Below are 21,064 nucleotides of genomic sequence, written 5' to 3'. Positions count from 1 at the left end.
TCACGACAAGTACCGACACCAAACCACCCGTATCACCGAATATCTAGAGGGAGCCATGACCGAGACCAAGTCCGCACCACGCAGGACGAGCCGCTCCAAGGGGCTGCACGTCGAGCGCACCTTCAGCACCGAGGGTATCCATCCCTACGACGAGGTGACGTGGGAGCGTCGCGACGTCGTGCAGACGAACTGGCGCACCGGTGACGTGGTCTTCGAGCAGCGCGGAGTCGAGTTCCCCGACTTCTGGAGCGTCAACGCCTCGACGATCGTCACGAACAAGTACTTCCGTGGCGCCCTGGGCACTCCTGCCCGTGAGGACAGTCTCAAGACTCTCATCGACCGTGTCGTCAAGACCTACGTGACGTCCGGACGTGAAAACGGCTACTTCGCCTCTGAGGAGGACGCCAAGGTCTTCGGTGAGGAGCTGACCTGGCTGTTGGTCCATCAGTACTTCAGCTTCAACTCCCCGGTGTGGTTCAACGTCGGTACGACGAGCCCTCAGCAGGTCAGTGCCTGCTTCATCCTCTCGGTGGACGACTCCATGGAGTCGATCCTCAACTGGTACCGGGAAGAGGGATTCATCTTCAAGGGTGGCTCTGGTGCCGGTCTCAACATTTCCCGTATCCGTTCTTCCAAGGAGCTGCTGAGCTCCGGCGGTACTGCTTCCGGCCCGGTGTCCTTCATGCGCGGCGCCGACGCGTCTGCCGGAACCATCAAGTCCGGTGGCGCCACCCGTCGCGCTGCCAAGATGGTCGTCCTTGACATCGATCACCCGGACGTCGAGGAATTCATCGAGACCAAGGCTCGCGAGGAGGACAAGATCCGCGCCCTGCGCGATGCCGGCTTCGACATGGACCTGGGTGGCCGCGACATCACCAGTGTCCAATACCAGAACGCCAACAACTCGGTGCGCGTCTCGGATGCCTTCATGACGGCGGTCGAGCAGGGCAAGTCCTTCGGGCTGACTTCCCGCACCGAGCCGGGCAAGGTGCTCGACACCGTCGATGCCAAGGAGCTCTTCGGCAAGATCGCCCAGGCTGCCTGGGAGTGCGCTGACCCCGGTCTGCAGTACGACGACACCATCAATGCTTGGCACACCAACCCGAACACCGGTCGGATCAATGCCTCCAACCCGTGCTCGGAATACATGAGCCTGGACAACTCCTCGTGCAACCTGGCCAGCCTCAACCTGCTGAAGTTCCTCGACGAGAATGATCACTTCGACGTCGAGAAGTTCACCAAGGCCGTCGAGCTGGTCATCACCGCGATGGACATCTCCATCTGCTTCGCCGACTTCCCGACCGAGGCCATCGGGGAGACCACCCGCAACTTCCGTCAGCTCGGAATTGGGTACGCCAACCTGGGTGCCCTTCTCATGGCCCTGGGCCTGGGATATGACTCTGATGGTGGACGTGCTCTGGCTGCTGCCATCACCTCCGTCATGACCGGTGTCTCCTACCGACGCTCCGCCGAGTTGGCGGCCATCGTCGGTCCTTATGCTGGCTACGCCGAGAATGCCGAGCCGCACCAGGCCGTCATGGCCAAGCATCGCGACGCCAACCGCCAGGTTCATCCGCTGCACGACAATGACACCACCGTCCTCGCTGCTGCCAAGGCCGAGTGGGACAAGGTCGTCAAGCTGGGCCGTACCAATGGCTTCCGCAACGCCCAGGCCTCGGTGCTGGCCCCGACCGGCACCATCGGCTTCATGATGGACTGCGACACCACGGGCATCGAGCCGGACTTCTCGCTGGTGAAGTTCAAGAAGATGGTCGGTGGTGGCTCGATGCAGATCGTCAACCAGACGGTGCCGCGTGCCCTCAAGAACCTCGGCTACACCCCTGAGCAGTCCGAGAAGATCGTGGCCTACATCGCCGACAACGGTTCGGTCGTCGGAGCTCCCGGCCTGGACGAGGCCCACTACGAGGTCTTCGACTGCGCCATGGGCACCCGCTTCATCGCGCCGATGGGCCACGTGCGGATGATGGCTGCCGTCCAACCCTTCCTGTCTGGTGCCATCTCCAAGACCGTCAACCTGCCGGAGTCCTCCACCGTCGAGGACATCGCCAACGTCTACATGGAGGGCTGGAAGCTTGGCCTCAAGGCCCTGGCCGTCTACCGCGACAACTGCAAGGTTGGCCAGCCTCTTTCCGAGGTCAAGAAGGAGGAGGAGAAGGCCGAGCCGGAGGTTCGCATCGAGTACCGGCCGCGTCGTCAGCGTCTGCCGAAGTCGCGCATGGGCCGCACGACGAGCTTCCAGGTCGCTGGAGCTGGCGGTTACCTCACGACTGGTGCCTACGATTCCGGCCGCTTGGGCGAGATCTTTCTCAAGCTCGGCAAGCAGGGTTCGACCTTGGCCGGCGTCATGGATGCCTTCTCCATCGCGGTGTCCATCGGTCTACAGTACGGCGTGCCGTTGGAGTCCTTCGTCCAGAAGTTCTCCAACCTCAAGTTCGAGCCTGCTGGTATGACTGACGACCCGGACATCCGGATCGCCTCGTCGATCATCGACTACGTGTTCCGTCGTCTGGCCTTGGACTACCTGGACTTCGACGAGCGCGCCGAGCTGGGTATCTACACCGCCGCTGAGCGTGCCCGATACGTCGAAACCGGCTCCTACGCGTCAGACGAGGAGGAGGGCGGGCTCATCGACTCCGAGACCCTCAAGGACACCCCGGCCGACCGCGTCCGGGTGCACGAGGACGGTGCCAACCAGCCCGGGCTCTTCGCTGCTCAGGAGGCTGTTGAGCGAGTCGCTGGTGCCCACACCAGTGCCGAGCTGCTCGAGGAGCAGATGGGCCGTGAGGTCGATGCCCCGCTGTGCATGACCTGCGGAACGAAGATGCGTCCGTCAGGATCCTGCTATGTCTGCGAAGGCTGTGGATCCACCAGCGGTTGCAGCTGATGACGTCATGATCTGATCAGGTGGCCGGGGTACAGCAGAGGTTGTGCCCCGGCCCTTGGCGTGTGCGCGTCATCGCACCCGTCGGCTTCCGGATGCCGAGGCCCATGCGTGTGTCCAACCATGCACGTTCACCAGATGGCACCGGAAGACGAGCACAGGCCGCACATCTGCCTCCGGACCTACTAGGTTGGAGGCATGGACGAGCCACCAGACTTCGCGTTCGACCTGGATCGCAGTACGGCACAGGCCTGGGACCAGTTCACCGAGCGTCTGGCCGAGGTCGTCTCCGTCATTGACGACGATGGTGAGTTGACGATCTCGACCATGTCAGCGCGCAATGACCCCACGCCCTTCATCCGGTTCGTGCAGGATGACCCCGATCACAGTAATGACACCGCGATGATTCTGGCCGAGGCGTCGAGCAACAGCTGTCTACCGGACAGCTCTCAGCTCACCCCCGGCCAGCTCGACGGACTGAGCTCCCTGGGATGGCAGAACCCCGGAACCTGCACCTCTCACAAGACTGACAACTACTGGGTCTACCGAAGCCAGGATGACAGTGAACAGCTTGCTGAGCTGGCGGTGACGACCCTGCGCGACATCTTCGGTGTCCCCCACCCGGTCTTCCTGGCCCCCGACCAGCTCGCGGAGATTCTGCAGCCCGAACCTCCGCTGTCTCCCACCGAGGCGGCCAGCGTCCCCGCCATCATGCCGGTCGACAAGGATCACCTCGACCGCCTCGTGGCCGACGAGCTGTCCCAGATCTTCGGACACCCCGCCATTCGCGACAGCGAGGGAGATTTCGCCATCCGGGTGGGCACCTGCATGGTGTTCGTGCGAACCACTCCTGACGCCTCTGAACTACTGCTCTTCGCAGCTCTCGTCCATAACATTGAGGGACGGTCTCGAGCCGTCGAGGTGCTCAACGACCTCAACGTCCAGTCCCGCTACGGACGCTTCGCCCTGCATCAGGACCGGGTCTTCGTCACGATGTCAGTGATGGCTCGTCCGTTCGTTGCGGCGCACTTGCACCAGGCAGTCTCCATCATGTCCAGGCTGGCTGACGGGTTGGACAACGAACTGGCTCGCAAGCTGCACGGCAGAACCACTTTTGAAGAATGATCCGGACCCGATCCCTTTGTCACAAGGCAAGTGGTGGGACAATGTGACAAGGGGTTGACGCCCCTGACGTCTCACTGAGGAGGACCACCATGACCGACGATCGAACCTCGTCAAGGACTCGCCGTACCACCGTCATCGTTGGAGTCGACGGCTCGGAGGACGGCCTGCGCGCCGCCCGGTACGCCGCAGGATCCGCGATCAGGAGAGACGCCGATCTCATCGTCCTTCACGCTGTTGACGATGCTGCTGTCGCCGGTGCCTGGGGTGTTGTCTATGACCCGACCGCTCTGCAGGACGCCGGCCAGGTCGTCGTCGATGACGCCATCAACGTCGCCAAGGGGCGCGGCATGGATCCCGATCGCATCTCGGGTGAGGTGGTTCTGGGTAACCCAGCGGCCATCCTTGCCGACCGCAGCGCAGACGCCCAGCTCGTCGTTGTCGGTCGTCGCGCCAGCTCCGGACTGGAGCGGATGTTCGTCGGATCGACCTCTGTGGCGGTGGCTGGCATGTCCGCCGCACCTGTTGTCGTCATCTCCCGTGCGTCGAACCCGGACCCGACCGGTGGCAAGAAGTGTGTGGCCGTCGCCGTCGGCCCCCAGAGCGCAGGAACTGCCGCCCTCGGATTCGGATTCGCCGAGGCGGACCACCGTGGGTGCAAGCTACTGGCCGTGACCGTTCCCGGGCAGGATTCCCAGAAGGTCCACGCCGAAGCACTCAAGCGACTCAACGAGGTCGTCAAGCCCGTCGCCGACGAGCACCCCGACGTCGAGGTTGAGACTCGGGTGCTCTCCGGTGAGCCAGTGGACGCCCTGGTCGACTTGTCCGGCGATGTCGACCTCCTCGTCATCGGCATGAAGAAGCACCCGATCCTGGGATGGACCGCTGGCGGAGTCAGCCGTGGCATCATGGCCCACGCCCAGTCTCCGTTGGCCATTTGCCACTGACCTGCCGGCTCGAAGGACTACCAGTGGTTGTCCCGCCGTGTGGTTGGTCCTCGAGGCGGTCTTGGACGAGGACGACTGGTCGATCTCCCAGCGCGCAGCCTTTCACGCTCTGCGGCTTCGCAAGGAGGCGCAGTCTCCACTGGTTGCCGGCACTGTCTTCGGGCCCCATTGTGGCATTATCTGCGGCGGGCTATGCGCGGGGATCGACCAGATCACCGAGGCACTCGACCGGATCCAGCGGATGGAGATCTTCACGGCTTGACCGACGAGACGGTGGTTAGCACGAGCCCGTCGCTGAGTGTCAGACCTCTCACATAAACTAAATTGGCCATGCCTGATTCACGACTGGAAGGTGAGCTGCCCGGTGGGGGAGTCGTCGCCTTCGACACCGAGCTTCCCATCGCGGCGCATGCCGACGAGATCGCAGACCTCATCCAGGACCATCAAGTCGTGGTGGTCGCTGGTGAGACAGGTTCGGGAAAGACCACCCAGCTTCCCAAGATCTGCCTGGCACTGGGGCGTCGACGCATCGCTCACACCCAGCCTCGCCGGATTGCCGCGCGCAGCGTCGCCGAACGCGTCGCGGAGGAGATGGGGGTCGATCTGGGGGAACAGGTTGGCTATCAGGTGCGATTCACTCGTCGCGCCACCTCTGACACTGCGCTGACGGTCATGACCGACGGTGTGCTGCTGGCCGAGATCTCCCATGATCGCGACCTGCACGCTCACGACACCATCATCATCGACGAGGCTCACGAGCGTAGCCTCAACATCGACTTCCTGCTGGGCTACCTCAAGCAGCTACTGCCACGGCGTCGCGACCTCAAGGTCATCATCACCTCGGCCACCATCGACACCGCGAGGTTCGCGGCCCACTTCGACGACGCTCCCGTCATCGAGGTCTCCGGACGGACCTATCCCGTCGAGGTGCGGTACCGGCCCCTGGACCCCTCGGAACAGGTCCGCGCCGATGACGAGGATGAGGACGAGGAGCTCTCGGAGCGCCCCTCGACTCCTGCCCCGGTCGATACGAAGGACGAGGTCATCGACCAGGTCACCGGTATCTGCAAAGCTGTCGAGGAACTCACCCGGGAAGGAGAGGGCGACATCCTCGTCTTCCTGGCGGGCGAGCAGGAGATCCGGGAGACCACCGAAGCCCTCGCCGACCTCAGACTGGTCAACACCGAGATTCTGCCGCTGTTCGCTCGGCTGTCGGCCGCCGAACAGCATCGGGTCTTCACCCCGCACAGCGGCCGGCGCATCGTGCTGGCCACAAACGTCGCCGAGACCTCCCTGACGGTGCCGGGCATCCGTTACGTCATCGATCCTGGAACCGCTCGTATCTCGCGGTACTCGGTGCGTACCAAGGTGCAACGTCTTCCTATCGAGCCGGTCTCCCAGGCCAGCGCGAATCAGCGGGCCGGACGATGCGGTCGCGTCGCTCCCGGTATCTGCATCCGTCTCTACTCAGAGGCCGACTTCGCGTCACGTCCCGAGTTCACCGAGCCCGAGATCCTGCGCACCAACCTGGCCGCCGTCATCCTCCAGATGGCCCAGGCTCGACTCGGTGCCATCACTGACTTCCCCTTCGTCGAGCCCCCCGATCGCTCCCGGATCAATGACGGAATCCGCCTGCTCGACGAGCTGGGAGCCCTCAAACCTGGCCACCGGGACGCTCCCAGACTGACCAAGATTGGCCATCAGCTTGCCCGCGTCCCGCTGGATCCGCGTCTGGGGCGTATGCTGCTTGAGGGGTCGAAACAGGGCAGTCTCGCTGAGGTCCTCGTCATCGTCGCGGCACTGTCCATCCGCGATGTCAGGGAGCGCCCTGCCGAGAAGCGGGAGGAGGCCGACAGCTTCCACCGACGCTTCGCCACCGAGGCGAACCTGCTGCAGACCCTCCGGGCCGTCGACGACGCCGACAACAACCGGGTGGGGGACTGGTCCCAGGTTCGTCAGCAGGTACACCGGCAGCCCGCCAACGCCCCGACACCGGGGACACCGGCCCGTCACACCCCTCACACCAATTCCCGTCCGGGCAAGCCTGCCTCTCAGCCCCAGCCTGGTGGGATCGACGAGGGCGGGGACATCATGGCCATCCACCGACTGTGGCGCTACCTGAGTCATCAGCGTCGGCAGATGGGATCCTCGGCGTTCCGTCGTATGTGCCGGGCTGAGTACATCAATTACCTGCGCGTGCGCGAATGGGGCGACCTGCACGGCCAACTGCGCCAGATCGCCAAGGAGCTGCACCTGGAGGTCAACCGCACCTCCGCTCCCACTGACCGTGTTCTCGTCGCATTGTTGTCCGGCCTGCTCTCCCACATCGGTCTGGCCCAGGTTCGGGAATCCTCGAAGCGTCGCGGCCAACGTCCTGGACCCCAGGAGTACATCGGTGCTCGCGGCACCAAGTTCGCCATCAATCCCGGATCCCTGCTGGCGCGCAAGTCCCCGGAACTCGTTGTCGCCGTCGAACTGGTGGAGACCTCCCGGCTGTGGGCCCGGACGGTGGCCGCCGTCCAGCCGGAGTGGGTGGAGGAGGTCGCCGGACCGCTCATCAAGCGTTCCTGGGCCGCTCCGCACTGGGCAGCCTCGACGGCCTCCGTGGTCGCCACCGAGCGGGCGGTCCTCTTCGGGGTACCGCTGTGGGCAGATCATCGCGTCAACTACGGGCGCGTAGACCCGGTCGTCTCCCGACAGATCTTCATCCGTTCCGCCCTGGTGGAGCGGGACTGGCGATCCAATCACGGTTTCCTCAAACACAATGACCGGGTTCGGGACGAGGCAGTCGACCTCGAGGAACGTAGCCGTCAGCGCGGATTGGTCGCCGACGACGACGTCATCTTCGCCTTCTACGACCGTCGTGTTCCGGAAGGCGTCGTCTCGGGATCCCATTTCGACGCCTGGTGGAGACGAGTCCAGGATCGTCACCAACTCGACCTGTCCCTTGATGACCTCGTCGACTCCGACTCGGTCGACGCCGACGCCTTCCCTGACCATTGGAAGGTTGGCAATCTCGATCTTCCGGTGCGTTACGTCTTCGAACCTGGATCCGGCCATGACGGTGTCACCGTCACCATTCCGCTGGCCCTGCTCAATCAGGTTCCGACCGCTCCTTTCAGCTGGCAGGTTCCGGGTCTGCGCACCGAGTTGGCCACCGAGCTCATCCGGGCCCTCCCCAAACGGATCCGGACCCAACTCGTCCCCGCTCCCGACCGTGCCCGAGCTGCGCTGACCTGGCTCGAGGACAACGGCGCTGACCGTCAAGCCCCTTTCACCGAAGAACTCGGGCGAGCATTGCGGGCTCTCACCGGGGTCATCGTGGAAGCCGATGGCTGGAACACCGCAGCCATCCCAGCGCACCTGCGGGTCGGGTTCGACATCGTTGACGCCGAGGGGCGCACCGTCGGCAAGGAGCCCGGGAAGAAGGGCAGGAACAAGCCGACCTTCTCCCAGCCCAAGCACGTCGCCAGGTCCGAGGACCTGGAATCCCTTCAGACCGATCTGGCCACCAAGGTCTCGCAATCCTTGACCAAGGCCGCCGGACGACCCCAGATCCATGGGGCGACGCAGTGGACCTTCGATCCGATCCCGGAACGGGTTGACCTGTCGCGCAAGGGGGCTGACGCCGTCGGCTACCCCTGTCTGGTTGATGAGGGAACTGCGGTCGGTAGCACCGTTCTCGACACTCCGCGGGCTCAACGCGCCAGCCACGCCGCAGGAGTCGTCAGGCTGCTCGTCCTCACCCTGCCCGATCCGACGAAGTGGGTCGTCTCGCACATGGACAATGGCACGAAGTTGGCGTTGGCGACCTCGCCATATCCCACCGTGCCGGCATTGTTAGCAGATGCGCGTCACAAGGCGGTTGCCTCGGTTGCTCATGAGAAGGCGGGGGATCTGTCGGGGATTCGGGCGAAGGAGGCCTTCGACGACCTTTCCCTGGCTGTCCGTCAGGACCAGGCCGATCGGATGGCCCGAGTGGTGCGCACCGCCGGGCGGATCCTCACCCGACTCGTCGACGCCCGTCAGGCCCTGGCAATGGTTTCGGATCCGGCAATTCGCGCCGACATCACCACTCAGATTGATGACCTCGTCTTCGAGAACTTCATCTCGGCCACCCCGGATCCCTGGTACGACGACATGCCGCGCTGGATCCAGGGGGTGAGCGTGCGCATCGAGTCCCTCATGACGAATCCGACGCGCGATCCCCGCCAGATGGCTGAGTTGGAGCCGCTTCTGGTCGAGTACGACGCCCTGTGCGAGGAACAGCCGGCTGGCAAGCTTCCCGCCGAGATCGAGGAGATCGGGTTCATGTTGGAGGAGCTTCGCGTCCAGTACTTTGCCCAGCGCCTCGGGACCAGGGTCACCGTCTCCCCGAAACGGATTCGCTCTGCGATGAACAAGGTGTCCTGAACACAGCCATGAACACGTTCACATGGAGTGAGCGAGAGGCCGGATCCATCGCCTCGCCGCCGGTAGGATCGTGGCCCGGCCGCACTCAAGGAGGAATGCCCCATGACCTCGTCTGATCCCCGCTTCTCGGGTCGAGTCACCCTGCCAGTTGAGGAGGGGATGGACGACGAGTTGGCTGCGATCATCGATCGTCTCGGTGCCGACGCGGTGCGTAACAGCGACGGCACCTGGTTGCCGAAGATTGTCTCCAACCTGGGGACGAAGGTCTACTCAACCCGTTTTTGTGCCCGTGGGGACGAAGCCTGGGCCCTGGACCATCTCGACGAGCACGTCAGCCTGTACCTGTGTTCCGACCGAGTCCCGGCCCTGGAGGACGGTCCACTGGAGATCCACATCATGCGTGGCTTCTTCGCCGAGCAGGTTCGCCCCGACACAGATGTCGACGTCAAGCGATGGTGGCAGGTACGGGACCGCACCACCGGCGAGGTCGTCGACGACTGGACTGTGAGTGGCGAGGGTGCTGACTGCGTCGTGGCGGTGCCCGCGACGGCCGGACACGTCTACACCGTCGCATTCCTGGCAGCCCAGCTGTGGGACACCACCCAGATGTACAACTACACGACGAATCACTGGGAGAACGATCCCACTCGCAGCAAGGAGCATCCCTTCGACGTCGTGCACCCTGCCACCTGGAATCACGTCCAGGAGTCCTTGTCCGAGTGGCTCGACGCCCACCCAGAGGTCGACGTTGTCCGTTTCACGACCTTCTTCTACCACTTCACCCTCTACTTCAATGAGCAGGCCAAGGAGAAGTTCGTCGACTGGTTCGGCTACTCCGCGAGCGTTTCGGTGCCTCTCATGGAAGCCTTCGAGGCCGAGACCGGCTGGCAGATCAACCCGGAGGACTTCATCGACGCCGGCTATCACAACTCCTCCTTCCGCCCGCCCTCCCAGTTCTTCCTGGCGTGGATCGACTTCGTCAACCGCTTCGTCACGGACCGGGTGCGTCGACTTGTCGAGATCTGCCATGACAAGGGCCGCGAGGCGATGATGTTCCTCGGGGACAACTGGATTGGCACCGAGCCCTATGGTGAGCTCTTCGCCACCACCGGTCTGGACGCCGTGGTCGGCTCGGTGGGATCGTCCGCCACCTGCCGGATGATCTCCGACATTCCTGGTGTCCACTACACCGAGGGACGATTCCTGCCCTACTTCTTCCCCGACGTCTTCAATGACGAGGGGGATCCGGTGGGGGAGGCGAACACCTCCTGGGTGCAGGCCCGTCGCGCCATCGTCCGCAAGCCCCTGGACCGTATTGGCTACGGCGGATACCTCTCCCTGGCCAATCAGTACCCGGAGTTCATGGAACGGATCGAGCAGATTTGCCAGGAATTCCGTGACATCTGGGAGCGTAGCGGGGGGAAGACCGCGCGTACCGCGCCGTTCCGGATCGGCATCCTCAACTGTTGGGGAGCCCGTCGTACCTGGATGTCCCACATGGTCGCCCATGCCCTGTACTACAAGCAGGCGGCACCGTACCTGGGCGTCGTGGAAGCGCTGGCGGGCCTGCCCTTCGACATCGACTGGCTCGATTTCGACGACATTCGTGACGGCGTTCCCGAGGGAATCGGGGTACTCATCAACACCGGTTCTGCCGGGACAGCCTTCTCGGGGGCCCAGGAGTGGACCGACGTCACGGTGCAGGCAGCAGTGCGCACCTTCGTGGCTCGTGGTGGCGGTTTCATCGGGGTGGGCGATCCCACCTACTGGCCTGGCGACGGAGCGTGTTTTCGGCTTTCTGACGTCCTCGGCGTCGATCGTGAGATTGGCTGGAGCCTGTCGACCGATCGCTACCCGAATGTCGTCGACTCTCATTTCATCACTGACGGTCTGGCCCTGGAGGTCGGACCAGTCGCTCCCGAGATCGTCCCGGTCTGTGACGACACCGAGGTGCTGGAGCTCGATGACGGCTCGATACATGCTGCCGTCCACACCCTCGGCAAGGGGCGGGCGGTCTATCTCGCCGGTCTGCCGTACACCGTGGACAACTCGCGACTACTACACCGGGCGATCTGGTGGGCCGCTGGTCGCGACGACGAGTTCGCAGACCAGTTCATCGCGGATGATCCTCGCGTCGAGACGGCCTGCTACGACGAGGCTGGCCTGCTGCTGGTGACCAACCTCAGTTTCGACGAGGTGACGACGACCATCAGTGGTCTGGACGACGAGGTGACTCTTGCCCCGGCCGGGTCTGCCTGGATCAACATCTCCGCTTGACGACGAGAACCCGAATTCGCTGTGCCGGACCAGTCGATCTGGCACAGTGGTTGGGTGCCATCGACGACTGCTGAACTGCTTGACCTGCTCGATCTCGAGGACTTGGACCTCGACCTGTTTCGAGGCAAACAACCTCGTACGACCTGGCAGCGAACATTTGGTGGTCAGGTGCTCGCCCAGGCTCTGGTGGCCGGTGCTCGCACGGTCCCCGAGCGTACTGCCCACTCCATGCATGCCCTCTTCCTCCATGCCGGTCGCACTGACCTACCGATGATTTTCGACGTCGAGCGGATTCGTGACGGACGGACATTCAGTACTCGTCGGGTCAATGCTCGTCAGCACGGCCGGACGATCTTCACCGCGGAGCTGTCTTTCAAGAACCGTGAGAACGGGCCGGAGCACTCCGATCCGATGCCGGACTACCTGCCTGGTCCGGAGAAGTGTCCGACCCTGGCCCAGGCTTTGGAGCAGATGTTCGGACGGTCGATGCCGACCGTCAAGGAATGGGACGCCCTCGACGTCCGGTTAGCCGGCGACGGGTCCAATCTCGTCGACCCCAATCACGTCACTCATCTGAGCTTGTGGGTTCGCACCACGGCGAGCCTTCCTGACGACCGGGTGGTGCAGCGAGCCATCCTCGCCTACATCTCCGACATCAGCTTGATGGCCGGTGCCGTCATGCCACATCTGGGGTCGATCCCACCGGGCATGATCGTCAATCCGGCCTCCTTGGACCACGCGATGTGGTTCCACCGGACTGCCAAGGCAGACGAGTGGATGCTCTACGACCAGGTTTCCCCAAGCGCCTCGGGTCTACTCGGATTCTCCATGGGCCGGTTGATGCAGGACGGACAGCTCATCGCGTCGTGTTGCCAGGAGGGAGTCATGAAGCTGGTGGACGCCAACGACGTGGATGCCTCGGTGACCTTCCCCGTTGGGCCCCGACCAACGGCCACGTCATGACGACAACGATGGCCCCGGATTTCTCCGAGGCCGTCGTCGTCGTTGGTGATGTCGTTGTAGGGACCAGGCAGCCATGGTGGCCAGGTTGCGCTGACGCATGGTGGCCAGGGCGGCACTGTTCGCTATCGACATTGATGAGCAGTCATGACATGAGTACGTACGGTGAGCAGAGGAAGGCGTGGGCCCGGGAATGGGCTCGCTTGCGTCGCGAGTACCTTGACGGCGAGGCCCCGGCCCGCCAGAACTCTCACCCCGACCCGGGGTCACCTATACCGGCCAACACGAAACTCGCCACGATAGCCGGACGAAATCACATGCGGACCCACATCAGTGACGACGAGCGTGCCGCCTTGGTTCGAACTGACTAAGAATCTTTGTCTTTCCACTTATCTTGCTTTTTCTTGGCTACAATGATAAGAATCGCCATAATGGCGGTGAATACCAAAAACTGAGGAGCCCAATTGAAGCCAACCTTAGTCATTCCTTCAGTGAGTCGCCGAGAAAATCCCCCGGATGCTGAACTAAATCCGGATACGAAAATCCCAGCTACTGTTGCCAACCCATAGAGAATCCACCATGTATAAAGCCGGTCAGGATCGACTATCTTCTCTAATGGCTTCCGCTTGTCTTTAAATATATTGTACGACATGCCCCTCCTTAGTACGCATTATTAAACGGGAATATGATCCTCTCCGCCACTGGCAGCCAACCCGCAGGCCATGCCGGCGACAGGGTTCATACCGCCAACACCTCCGCATAAAAGGCCGGCGCCAACGCGGTAGCTCCACTTTGCCACCTCGCTTGAGGCGCAGCGCTGGCTAATGGCGGAAGCTGTGGTCTGTGGATCATATACCGTCGCGATGCCTGTATCGCTTGAATACTTGAAAGCACCCGATCTGCTGCCATCTTCTCCTTGGATCAGAGGAGATGTCATTGAGAAAAGAAAAGCTCCATTTTTGCTATAAATAGAAAGAGTTCTCCCGTTGTCAAGAAGTTTTACAGTGTCGCCTTTCTGGAGGCTTAATTTAAGTTGAGCAGCACCGATATGGGAAGAGTCCATGAATGTTACAACTCTCTTGAAGCCGTCTTGGCCTAGAAAAACTCGAGACCTCTGAGGGGTTTCAGATTGGCTTATGTGCGAATTAACTGATTGCTTAATTGGATTGGGGGGAAGCAGATGCGTAGACAGAAGATGAAAACGTTAAAGTAACGGACGCAAGGGCTATGGTTGCAGAAATCGCGCGCTTCATGGGTAATAACATCTCCAATGCATTTCGATTGAATTTGAGTCCAAGGTACGCCCCAGGAGGGTCGCCTCGGTGTCCATGCTGGGGCCGGAGCTGCCGGGAATGGCAACTTGCTCGGTTCAAAGAGCCCATCTGGAGGTTGTCCCGCCTCGGACGTATCTGACTTGTCCTGCCTGGCCAGTCCCAAGCCCAGCGAGTTTAAGGGCTCTTCACAATCGAGGGTGTAGCTGGGGTCTGATGCCTCCGGCTTCCAGGAGGGATCGGGTGGTATAGTGGGTCAGGTTACGGAACCCGAGGGCGGTGCCTCCCAGGTGTTCGAGGCGGCCGTTGATGGCTTCGGTGGGGCTGTTGCTGGTGGCGGGCCGGGCGAAGAACGCGAGGATGTCGTCGCGGCGTGTGGTCAGGGTCTGGCCGAGTCGTACGACCTCGACCAGGCTGGCGGGAACGCTCGATCCGATCGACGCGATCAGCCGGGTCATGATCTTTGTGCCTTCGGTTCGACTGCTGGCGCGGTAGGCGGTGATCATGGGCTGGTAGACGTCCCAGGTGGCCTCGACCTCGACATGCCGATCATCACTGAACAGTTCATCCAAGCGGCGTTGTTGTCTATCGGTCAGCAGATCAGCGCTGGTGTGCAGGATTCGTCGGTTCTGGTAGAGTCGATGATGTTTACGCCCGCAGGTGCCGTGCAGCCAGCCAGGTTGTAAACGTGTGTTTCGAGTGTCCTTCGACCATCGCCGGTAACCGACTCGCACCGGTGCCGGTACTGACTTGAGTCAGGTCGATGACCACCAGTGCTTCCAACGCCCACCGCAACGCCCCTCGTGACAAGCAGGAGTGCGGCGAAGCGGCGCGGGTGAGGTCGTGGCTCCACACATGACCACAACCGGTGCACTGGTAGCGGGGAAGCCGGACTGTCAGGGTGGTGGTACGCCAGCAGAACGGCACATGCGCCAGTTCCCGAGTGATGGTGTCGCGCACCCGGCCGTGGCCGCTGCAGCGATGGCACCACTCATCCGGTGCCGTCGGGCAACACAACAAGACGGCCCGCTCAGGGGTGAGGTGCTGGCCTGTCAGGACCAGTCCGAGGTCGTCCAAGCAGCAGAACGTGGCCAGATCAGAGGTGGTGACGGTAGCGTTGTTCATGTCGAGGCCTTGGGCGATGGCTGTGTGCGAACTTCCATCATTCCAAGGACCTCGACCCGCATCAGGACCCAGGGGTCAGCTACCGATCCACACCCCTTCATCCTCATCTGTGAAGAGCCAGTTTGAGCAGCAAGGTGGACGTCGAGAGCGTCGCATCGTCACACCACGCAGCGTGACGCTCAGACAGCCAAAACAACCGTCGTGACATGAGCAGACGACAGTTACGCCAGGCTGCGATAAACAATCACCCAAAAAGACATCAAGAATGGTGACACTGGATCGCGTGAGAAGGTCGATCATATCGAATTCGATTTGCGATCAGTCTCATAACAAGTGGGCTTGCCCATGGAATGCTTGGTTTGCATCGGCCTTCCAAAGGCCCTCAGCCAGATCCTTTGAGTCTTGCTATTTCTTTCTGGAGTCTTCGCGTTTTCATCTTAGACGAGCCGACCGACGGCCCCCTGCGTATGGGGGCCGTCGTCTATGTGATCGTGGTGTCGCTCGGGATCAAGCAGCCATGGTGGCCAGGTTGCGCTGACGCATGGTGGCCAGGGCGGCACGCTCGATCTGACGGACGCGCTCAGCGGTGATTCCCCACACCTTGCCGATGTCAGCGAGCTTGGCCTGGCGGCCGTCAACAAGTCCGTAGCGACGACGGACGACGTCGGCGGAACGCTCGTCAAGATCGTCGAGCAGACCCTCGAGACGACCGCGGTCCTCGGCGTCCAGGACGATGTCGTCGGGGCCGGGGGAGGTCTCACGGGCAATGAGGTCACCCAGGCTGGTGTCTCCGTCGTCCTCGACCGGGGCGTCGAGGGAGACGTGGTCGCGTCCGAAGCGGATGAGCTCGATGACGCGCTCCTCGGTGATCTCCAGCTCATCAGCGATCTCAGCGGTCTCGGGCTCGCGGCCCAGCTGGCGCTCGAGGTTGCGGCGAGCGGCTGAGACTTGGTTTACCTGTTCGGCGACGTGCACCGGGAGGCGGACGATGCGGCCCTGTTGAGCAATGCCACGGCTGATGGCCTGACGAACCCACCAGGTGGCGTAGGTCGAGAACTTGAAGCCCTTGGCGTAGTCGAACTTCTCGACGGCGCGAATGAGGCCGGTATTGCCTTCCTGCACGAGGTCAAGAAGCGGCATCTGGGAGCGGCCGTACTTTCGGGCCACCGACACGACCAGGCGCAGGTTGGCGCGCACGAAGTGGGCCATTGCCTCGTCACCGTCAGCCGCGATGAGATGAAGCTCCTCTTTAGTGGCATCCGACTTGGTCTCGGCCTGACCCTCGAGAACGGCGCGTGCAAACACACCCGCTTCGATCCGGCGGGCCAACGCAACCTCCTCTGCGGCATTGAGCAGTGGGGTGCGGGCGATTCCGTCCAGGTAGAGGCCGACCGCGTCCTTTCCATCAATGCCATCGGTGGTACGAACCCGGGACTTGGTGTCCATGTGCTTCGCCTTTCTCCGTCTGACTGGCTGACACCTATATCAACGCCCGAAGGGATCGAATGTCATCCCTCATCAGCGGAAGAGTGCCTGCAGTCGTGGGCGAAGGCGGAGGATCAGACTGTGGTCGTACACAGTTGCGCAGTGCAGCCATTCCATGGCAGGAGGGTGAGAGGGGGACCCAGTTTGTGTCATCGGTCACGGGGTGCCACAATTGGCACAAGGTCTTGACGCCTGCCGGGCGTCGTATGCCCTTGGGTCCGTCAGGCGTGTGTTCGCCGGTTCTCCCGGACCCATTTTGAAGGGGACAGCACTGAAGGACTGGTCAGTCCTTGGAGAGGATACCCGTGTCGACCACCACGTCCAGCACTGCAAACACCGCTGCAGACGAGGAGGCGAAGACAGCCACCGCGAGGAAGAGCACACGTTCCACCTCTGCCAAGACCGGTACTACCGGCCGAGCCAAGAAGACCACGACGAAGACGAGCTCTTCGTCGACCACGAAGTCGTCGGCCAGGAAGTCTGCCGACGAGGCCGAGGCTCCCGCAGTCAAGAAGGCTGCTGGTGTCAAGACTGGTGCGAAGTCCACCAAGACGACCGCAGGCGGGACGACGAAGACCTCCGGTTCGAAGACTTCCGGAACCAAGTCGACGACGAAGCCGTCCGGAACCAAGTCCACTGGTACTAGGAAGTCCACGGCCAAGAAGTCGACCACCAGGGCGAAGGCCAAGAAGGAAACCACCATCGCCGAGGCTGCTTCCGGAGCGGTTGACGTGACGGTGGAGCGCGACGGCGACGACGTCGTGCTGACCATTGGCGGCAAGAAGCGTTCCCTCGACGACGTCGACGACCGGGACTACAACCCGGACGAGGCCGCCAAGGACGAGCAGCAGATCAACAAGGAGACCGAGGGGTTCTCCCTGTCCGACAATGATGACGCCGACGAACCCGAGCAGACCGTCATGGTCGCGGGTGCCACCGCCGACCCCGTCAAGGATTACCTCAAGCAGATCGGCAAAGTGGCCCTGCTGAATGCTGTCGAGGAGGTTGACCTCGCCAAGCGCATCGAGGCTGGCCTGTTCGCCGGTGAGCAGCTGGCCGCCTCGGACGCCAAGATCCCCGAGAAGGATCGCGAGGACTACGAGTGGATCGCCGAGGACGGCAAGGCCGCCAAGAACCACCTGCTGGAGGCCAACCTCCGTCTGGTGGTGTCCCTGGCCAAGCGCTACACCGGCCGCGGCATGCTCTTCCTCGACCTCATCCAGGAAGGGAACCTCGGCCTCATCCGTGCCGTCGAGAAGTTCGATTACACCAAGGGTTACAAGTTCTCGACCTACGCGACGTGGTGGATCAAGCAGGCCATCACCCGAGCCATGGCTGACCAGGCCCGCACCATCCGTATTCCGGTGCACATGGTCGAGGTCATCAACAAGCTGGCCCGAGTGCAGCGTCAGATGCTCCAGGACCTGGGACGCGAACCCACCCCGGAGGAGCTGGCCAAGGAACTTGACATGACCGCTGAGAAGGTCGTCGAGGTGCAGAAGTACGGCCGTGAGCCGATTTCCCTGCACACCCCACTGGGCGAGGACGGCGACTCTGAGTTCGGCGATCTCATCGAGGATTCCGAGGCCATCGTGCCGGCCGACGCCGTCAACTTCACCCTCCTGCAGGAGCAGCTCCACGACGTCCTCGACACCCTGTCCGAGCGCGAGGCCGGCGTCGTCTCGATGCGATTCGGCCTGACCGACGGCCAGCCGAAGACCCTCGACGAGATCGGCAAGGTGTACGGCGTCACCCGTGAGCGCATTCGCCAGATCGAGTCCAAGACGATGTCGAAACTGCGCCACCCGAGCCGCTCCCAGGTGCTGCGCGATTACCTCGACTGAGGAATCATCACGACGCATGAAGGGGCGCCCGATCGGGCGCCCCTTCATCATGTCTGAGTGATCAAGACATCACCGTTTGACATCGTCAAGGAAGTGGCGGACGGTGATCTCGTCAGGATTGAACCCGCCGGGTAGCCCTTCGAGGTTCATGACGACAGTCTTCCCCGGTCGCACGTCGAGGGCCGAGACGTCAGCTCTGACGCCGGGCCACGGCGTCAGAACGCGGACGAAATAGGCGAACTTCGAGGCCCTCACCCGGACCTTCGCCGTCGTGGTTCCCGTCGGCGTCACCTCGACATCGAGTTCGGGGTCGGGCAGGACGAGGTCAGCTATGTGTGTCAGGAAGAGCCGGTTGCTCGGCAGCATTGCCCCTTCAACCCACACGTAATGGCCGCCGTTTACCGGCACCTGGGCACGCGGTACCGACCACACCCTCTCTGACGTGGATGCCGGCACGGAGACCTTGACCTCGTGCGTCTGCTCAACAGTGCCGTTAAATCCCTCGATGCTGACGGTCACCGTGTCGGTGACGCGAGTTGGCTGGACGTTGCTGACCCACAATTCCAGGGCTTCGTCAGTCAGTCGCAGGATGGGTAGGGCCGGAGCGAAGGCTCGAGCCGCGGCGTAATAGCCCGGCTTGGCCCCGAGATCATGATCGAGAAGAGACCACGTCATCCCTGGCCAGGGTTCATTGAGCTGCCAGACCAAGGTGCCGGCGCAGTGTGGCCAACGACGTCGATAGTGCTCGATGCCGTACTTGAGCCCTTCAGTCTGTACCACCTGGGTGGAGGTGACGTAGGACTGGAGCGAGGTGGGTCTCCCGACCTCGTACTCGAGGAGGGCCATCCCCTTGGCCTTCGGAGTGTCCTTGTTGCGCGCGATGAGCACCGGATCGTCGAGCTTCAGATGGTCCCTGCCGAGCCACCTCGCGAGGGCGGGCAGATCGGCGCTGGCGTGGATGCCGAACTCGCTGATGAAACGCCCAGTGTCATGGCGATAGCGGTGGAAGTGCATGGCCTCGGCCGGGCTGGCATAGTCCTCGTGGGTTCCGGCTCCGACGTCGGCTCCGTGCCAGACCTCCCAGGCATGACGATCGCCGGCACCGGTGCCATTGACACGCGGGTCTGTGTCGGCGTCGGTGGCAGGGCTGTTGGCCCAGTAATCCACGGTGGGACAGTTGCGACGAACGGCCGTGGGCAAGATCTCGTCAAAGATTTCCGATCCCCACTGGCCAGGGTCCAGGTTGCTCCAGACAGCCTGGTGCATGGCCTGCACCTCGTTGCCGCCGGCCCACAGCGCAAGGCTCGGGTGACTGGCCAGACGACGGGTCTGGTAATCGGCCTCGGTACGCACCTCAGACATGAATTCCTGGTCGTCACCGGGGTAGTCGATGCAGGCGAACATGAAGTCGTGCCAGACGAGGATGCCGTTCTCGTCGCAGGCGTCCATGAAGGTATCGGAGGCGTAGATCCCGCCACCCCAGACGCGCACCATCGTCATTCCGCCGTTGCGGCAGGCGCGTACGAGATCGCGATCCTGTTCCGGGGTCACCGAGCCCACCAACATCGACTGCGGAACGAGGTTGGCGCCCCGGGCGAAGACCGGCACGCCGTTGAGGATGAAGCGGAAGTGACGAGCGGGCCCGTCGTACTCGGGATCATCGGGATCGGGGGAATGGTCGACCTCGATCGTCCGGATGCCGGCCGTCCCGGACTCCGTGGCGATGGTGTTGGCGTCCTTGTCATGGGCGTTGACCTCGAGACGATACAACGACGGCTCGCCGAGATCGTGGGTCCACCACAGTTGCGGATGCTCGATGTGCAGCTCGACCGTGGCCACCCCGTCGCGGATGCGGGCATGGCCACCGGTGCGCTCTCCGGTGGGCGAGGTCAGGGAGACGTCGACGTCGAGAGGCCGAGGGCCGTCATGGTGGGTGACGGCCACGATGACGTTGACCGAGGCGGAGTCCCCGGAGATGGAGACGGTCTCGACGCGATGAGTGAGCTCGACAGGAGCGCGTCGGGACAGTTCTACCGTCCCCGTCAGTCCGATGGAGGGAACGCGCGGGGCGAAATCCCACCCCCACGAGAACATTCCCTTGCGACGTCGAGTCGCAGCCAGATCGAGGGTGAGGATCCCGGCGCCGGGCTCGGTGTCGAGCTCCTGTGGAGCCGTCGCATTGAGGAAGTCGCTCACGGCATTGACCATGGCCCGTGTGGCAGGCGGCTCGGTGAGACCGTCCAATGGGGGAGCGAAACGAATGAGGACCTCGGCCTGGTCCCCGTCAATGGGTGGAAGGATGGTCGAGAAGGGACGGTACTGGCTCGCATGACGTCCGACATGCTCTCCGTCGACCCAGATGTCCGCGACCGTGTCGACTCCTGTCAAGGACAGGACGAGGGGATCCTCCCCACTCGGCACAGCTAGGGTCCCGCGATACCACCAGGCGCAGTCCTCGACCCAGCGACAGTCCTTCTCGTGGTTCCTCAGGTAGGGGTGATCAATCACCCCGGCCGAAATGAGGCTTTCGTGGACTCCACCCGGTACCACCGCGTCGATCCACTCGCAATCCTCGGCAGCCAACTCGACTGGATCGACGACACGCGGGTTGCTTGAGGTGAGCTGGAAGAGGACACTCATGAGAACTCCTTTGTCGGCCCGGGGCACATCTAAAACCTAGCATGGCTCAGTATTCATTGGTAGGCCAGGGGAAGGCAG

General features: G+C 62.7%; 13 protein-coding genes and 1 pseudogene. 9 read left to right on the top strand and 5 right to left on the bottom strand.

Annotated elements, in window-relative coordinates:
• Positions 1-55: 55 nt before the first annotated feature.
• From PALO_RS05960 to PALO_RS05925, 8 genes are all read left to right on the top strand, one after another.
• Positions 56-2,905: a vitamin B12-dependent ribonucleotide reductase gene (locus PALO_RS05960; protein ID WP_015582815.1), complete on the top strand. Its 2,850-nt coding sequence runs from the start codon at positions 56-58 to the stop codon at positions 2,903-2,905.
• Positions 2,906-3,100: 195 nt separating this feature from the next.
• On the top strand, positions 3,101-4,027 hold the full coding sequence (locus PALO_RS05955) for a T3SS (YopN, CesT) and YbjN peptide-binding chaperone 1 (protein WP_004811552.1): 927 nt from the start codon (positions 3,101-3,103) through the stop codon (positions 4,025-4,027).
• Between the two features lie 89 nt (positions 4,028-4,116).
• Positions 4,117-4,971 (top strand): universal stress protein, encoded by an 855-nt coding sequence (locus tag PALO_RS05950; protein WP_015582814.1) that lies wholly within the window; start codon positions 4,117-4,119, stop codon positions 4,969-4,971.
• A 37-nt stretch (positions 4,972-5,008) separates the two neighbouring features.
• The gene (locus PALO_RS05945) at positions 5,009-5,233 is read left to right on the top strand and encodes a hypothetical protein (protein WP_015582813.1); all 225 of its coding nucleotides are present in this window, start codon (positions 5,009-5,011) and stop codon (positions 5,231-5,233) included.
• 68 nt (positions 5,234-5,301) lie between these two features.
• Positions 5,302-9,384 carry an ATP-dependent RNA helicase HrpA gene (gene hrpA, locus PALO_RS05940; RefSeq protein ID WP_015582812.1) on the top strand — a complete coding sequence of 1,361 codons (4,083 nt, stop codon included), beginning with the start codon at positions 5,302-5,304 and terminating at the stop codon, positions 9,382-9,384.
• Positions 9,385-9,486: 102 nt separating this feature from the next.
• Positions 9,487-11,661, top strand: coding sequence for a 1,3-beta-galactosyl-N-acetylhexosamine phosphorylase (gene gnpA, locus PALO_RS05935; protein ID WP_015582811.1), 2,175 nt, complete (start codon positions 9,487-9,489; stop codon positions 11,659-11,661).
• A 54-nt stretch (positions 11,662-11,715) separates the two neighbouring features.
• Positions 11,716-12,624 carry an acyl-CoA thioesterase gene (locus PALO_RS05930; RefSeq protein WP_036910393.1) on the top strand — a complete coding sequence of 303 codons (909 nt, stop codon included), beginning with the start codon at positions 11,716-11,718 and terminating at the stop codon, positions 12,622-12,624.
• A gap of 149 nt (positions 12,625-12,773) precedes the next feature.
• Positions 12,774-12,992 (top strand): hypothetical protein, encoded by a 219-nt coding sequence (locus tag PALO_RS05925; protein WP_015582809.1) that lies wholly within the window; start codon positions 12,774-12,776, stop codon positions 12,990-12,992.
• Here PALO_RS05925 and PALO_RS05920 read toward each other — a convergent pair.
• The 4 genes and pseudogenes from PALO_RS05920 to PALO_RS05910 form a co-directional block, all read right to left on the bottom strand.
• Positions 12,989-13,273 (bottom strand): hypothetical protein, encoded by a 285-nt coding sequence (locus tag PALO_RS05920; protein WP_015582808.1) that lies wholly within the window; start codon positions 13,271-13,273, stop codon positions 12,989-12,991. The two genes, PALO_RS05925 and PALO_RS05920, sit on opposite strands and share 4 nt — an antisense overlap.
• A gap of 21 nt (positions 13,274-13,294) precedes the next feature.
• Positions 13,295-13,684, bottom strand: coding sequence for a hypothetical protein (locus tag PALO_RS12360; RefSeq protein ID WP_144010461.1), 390 nt, complete (start codon positions 13,682-13,684; stop codon positions 13,295-13,297).
• A gap of 396 nt (positions 13,685-14,080) precedes the next feature.
• A pseudogene (locus PALO_RS11665) lies at positions 14,081-15,017 on the bottom strand (transposase).
• A 507-nt stretch (positions 15,018-15,524) separates the two neighbouring features.
• The gene (locus PALO_RS05910) at positions 15,525-16,463 is read right to left on the bottom strand and encodes a sigma-70 family RNA polymerase sigma factor (RefSeq protein ID WP_004811533.1); all 939 of its coding nucleotides are present in this window, start codon (positions 16,461-16,463) and stop codon (positions 15,525-15,527) included.
• A gap of 344 nt (positions 16,464-16,807) precedes the next feature.
• Here PALO_RS05910 and PALO_RS05905 point away from each other — a divergent pair, with 344 nt between their 5' ends.
• Positions 16,808-18,346: an RNA polymerase sigma factor gene (locus tag PALO_RS05905; RefSeq protein WP_023033395.1), complete on the top strand. Its 1,539-nt coding sequence runs from the start codon at positions 16,808-16,810 to the stop codon at positions 18,344-18,346.
• Positions 18,347-18,415: 69 nt separating this feature from the next.
• On the opposite strand, the gene PALO_RS05900 is transcribed toward PALO_RS05905, so the two are convergent.
• Positions 18,416-20,986: a glycoside hydrolase family 2 protein gene (locus PALO_RS05900; protein WP_015582805.1), complete on the bottom strand. Its 2,571-nt coding sequence runs from the start codon at positions 20,984-20,986 to the stop codon at positions 18,416-18,418.
• Between the last annotated feature and the right edge of the window lie 78 nt (positions 20,987-21,064).

Origin of the sequence: Cutibacterium avidum 44067, from assembly GCF_000367205.1 — a bacterium.
Taxonomy (GTDB): domain Bacteria; phylum Actinomycetota; class Actinomycetes; order Propionibacteriales; family Propionibacteriaceae; genus Cutibacterium; species Cutibacterium avidum.
Note: the sequence above shows the minus strand (reverse complement) of the source record. Positions and strands in the feature narration are given on the sequence as shown.

Bases quoted from the DNA above. Each gene is read 5' to 3' on its own strand.
- PALO_RS05960 (WP_015582815.1), top strand. From the start codon at position 56: ATGACCGAGACCAAGTCCGCACCACGCAGGACGAGCCGCTCCAAGGGG.
- PALO_RS05955 (WP_004811552.1), top strand. From the start codon at position 3,101: ATGGACGAGCCACCAGACTTCGCGTTCGACCTGGATCGCAGTACGGCA.
- PALO_RS05950 (WP_015582814.1), top strand. From the start codon at position 4,117: ATGACCGACGATCGAACCTCGTCAAGGACTCGCCGTACCACCGTCATC.
- hrpA (WP_015582812.1), top strand. From the start codon at position 5,302: ATGCCTGATTCACGACTGGAAGGTGAGCTGCCCGGTGGGGGAGTCGTC.
- gnpA (WP_015582811.1), top strand. From the start codon at position 9,487: ATGACCTCGTCTGATCCCCGCTTCTCGGGTCGAGTCACCCTGCCAGTT.
- PALO_RS05925 (WP_015582809.1), top strand. From the start codon at position 12,774: ATGAGTACGTACGGTGAGCAGAGGAAGGCGTGGGCCCGGGAATGGGCT.
- PALO_RS05920 (WP_015582808.1), bottom strand. From the start codon at position 13,273: ATGTCGTACAATATATTTAAAGACAAGCGGAAGCCATTAGAGAAGATA.
- PALO_RS12360 (WP_144010461.1), bottom strand. From the start codon at position 13,684: ATGGACTCTTCCCATATCGGTGCTGCTCAACTTAAATTAAGCCTCCAG.
- PALO_RS05910 (WP_004811533.1), bottom strand. From the start codon at position 16,463: ATGGACACCAAGTCCCGGGTTCGTACCACCGATGGCATTGATGGAAAG.
- PALO_RS05900 (WP_015582805.1), bottom strand. From the start codon at position 20,986: ATGAGTGTCCTCTTCCAGCTCACCTCAAGCAACCCGCGTGTCGTCGAT.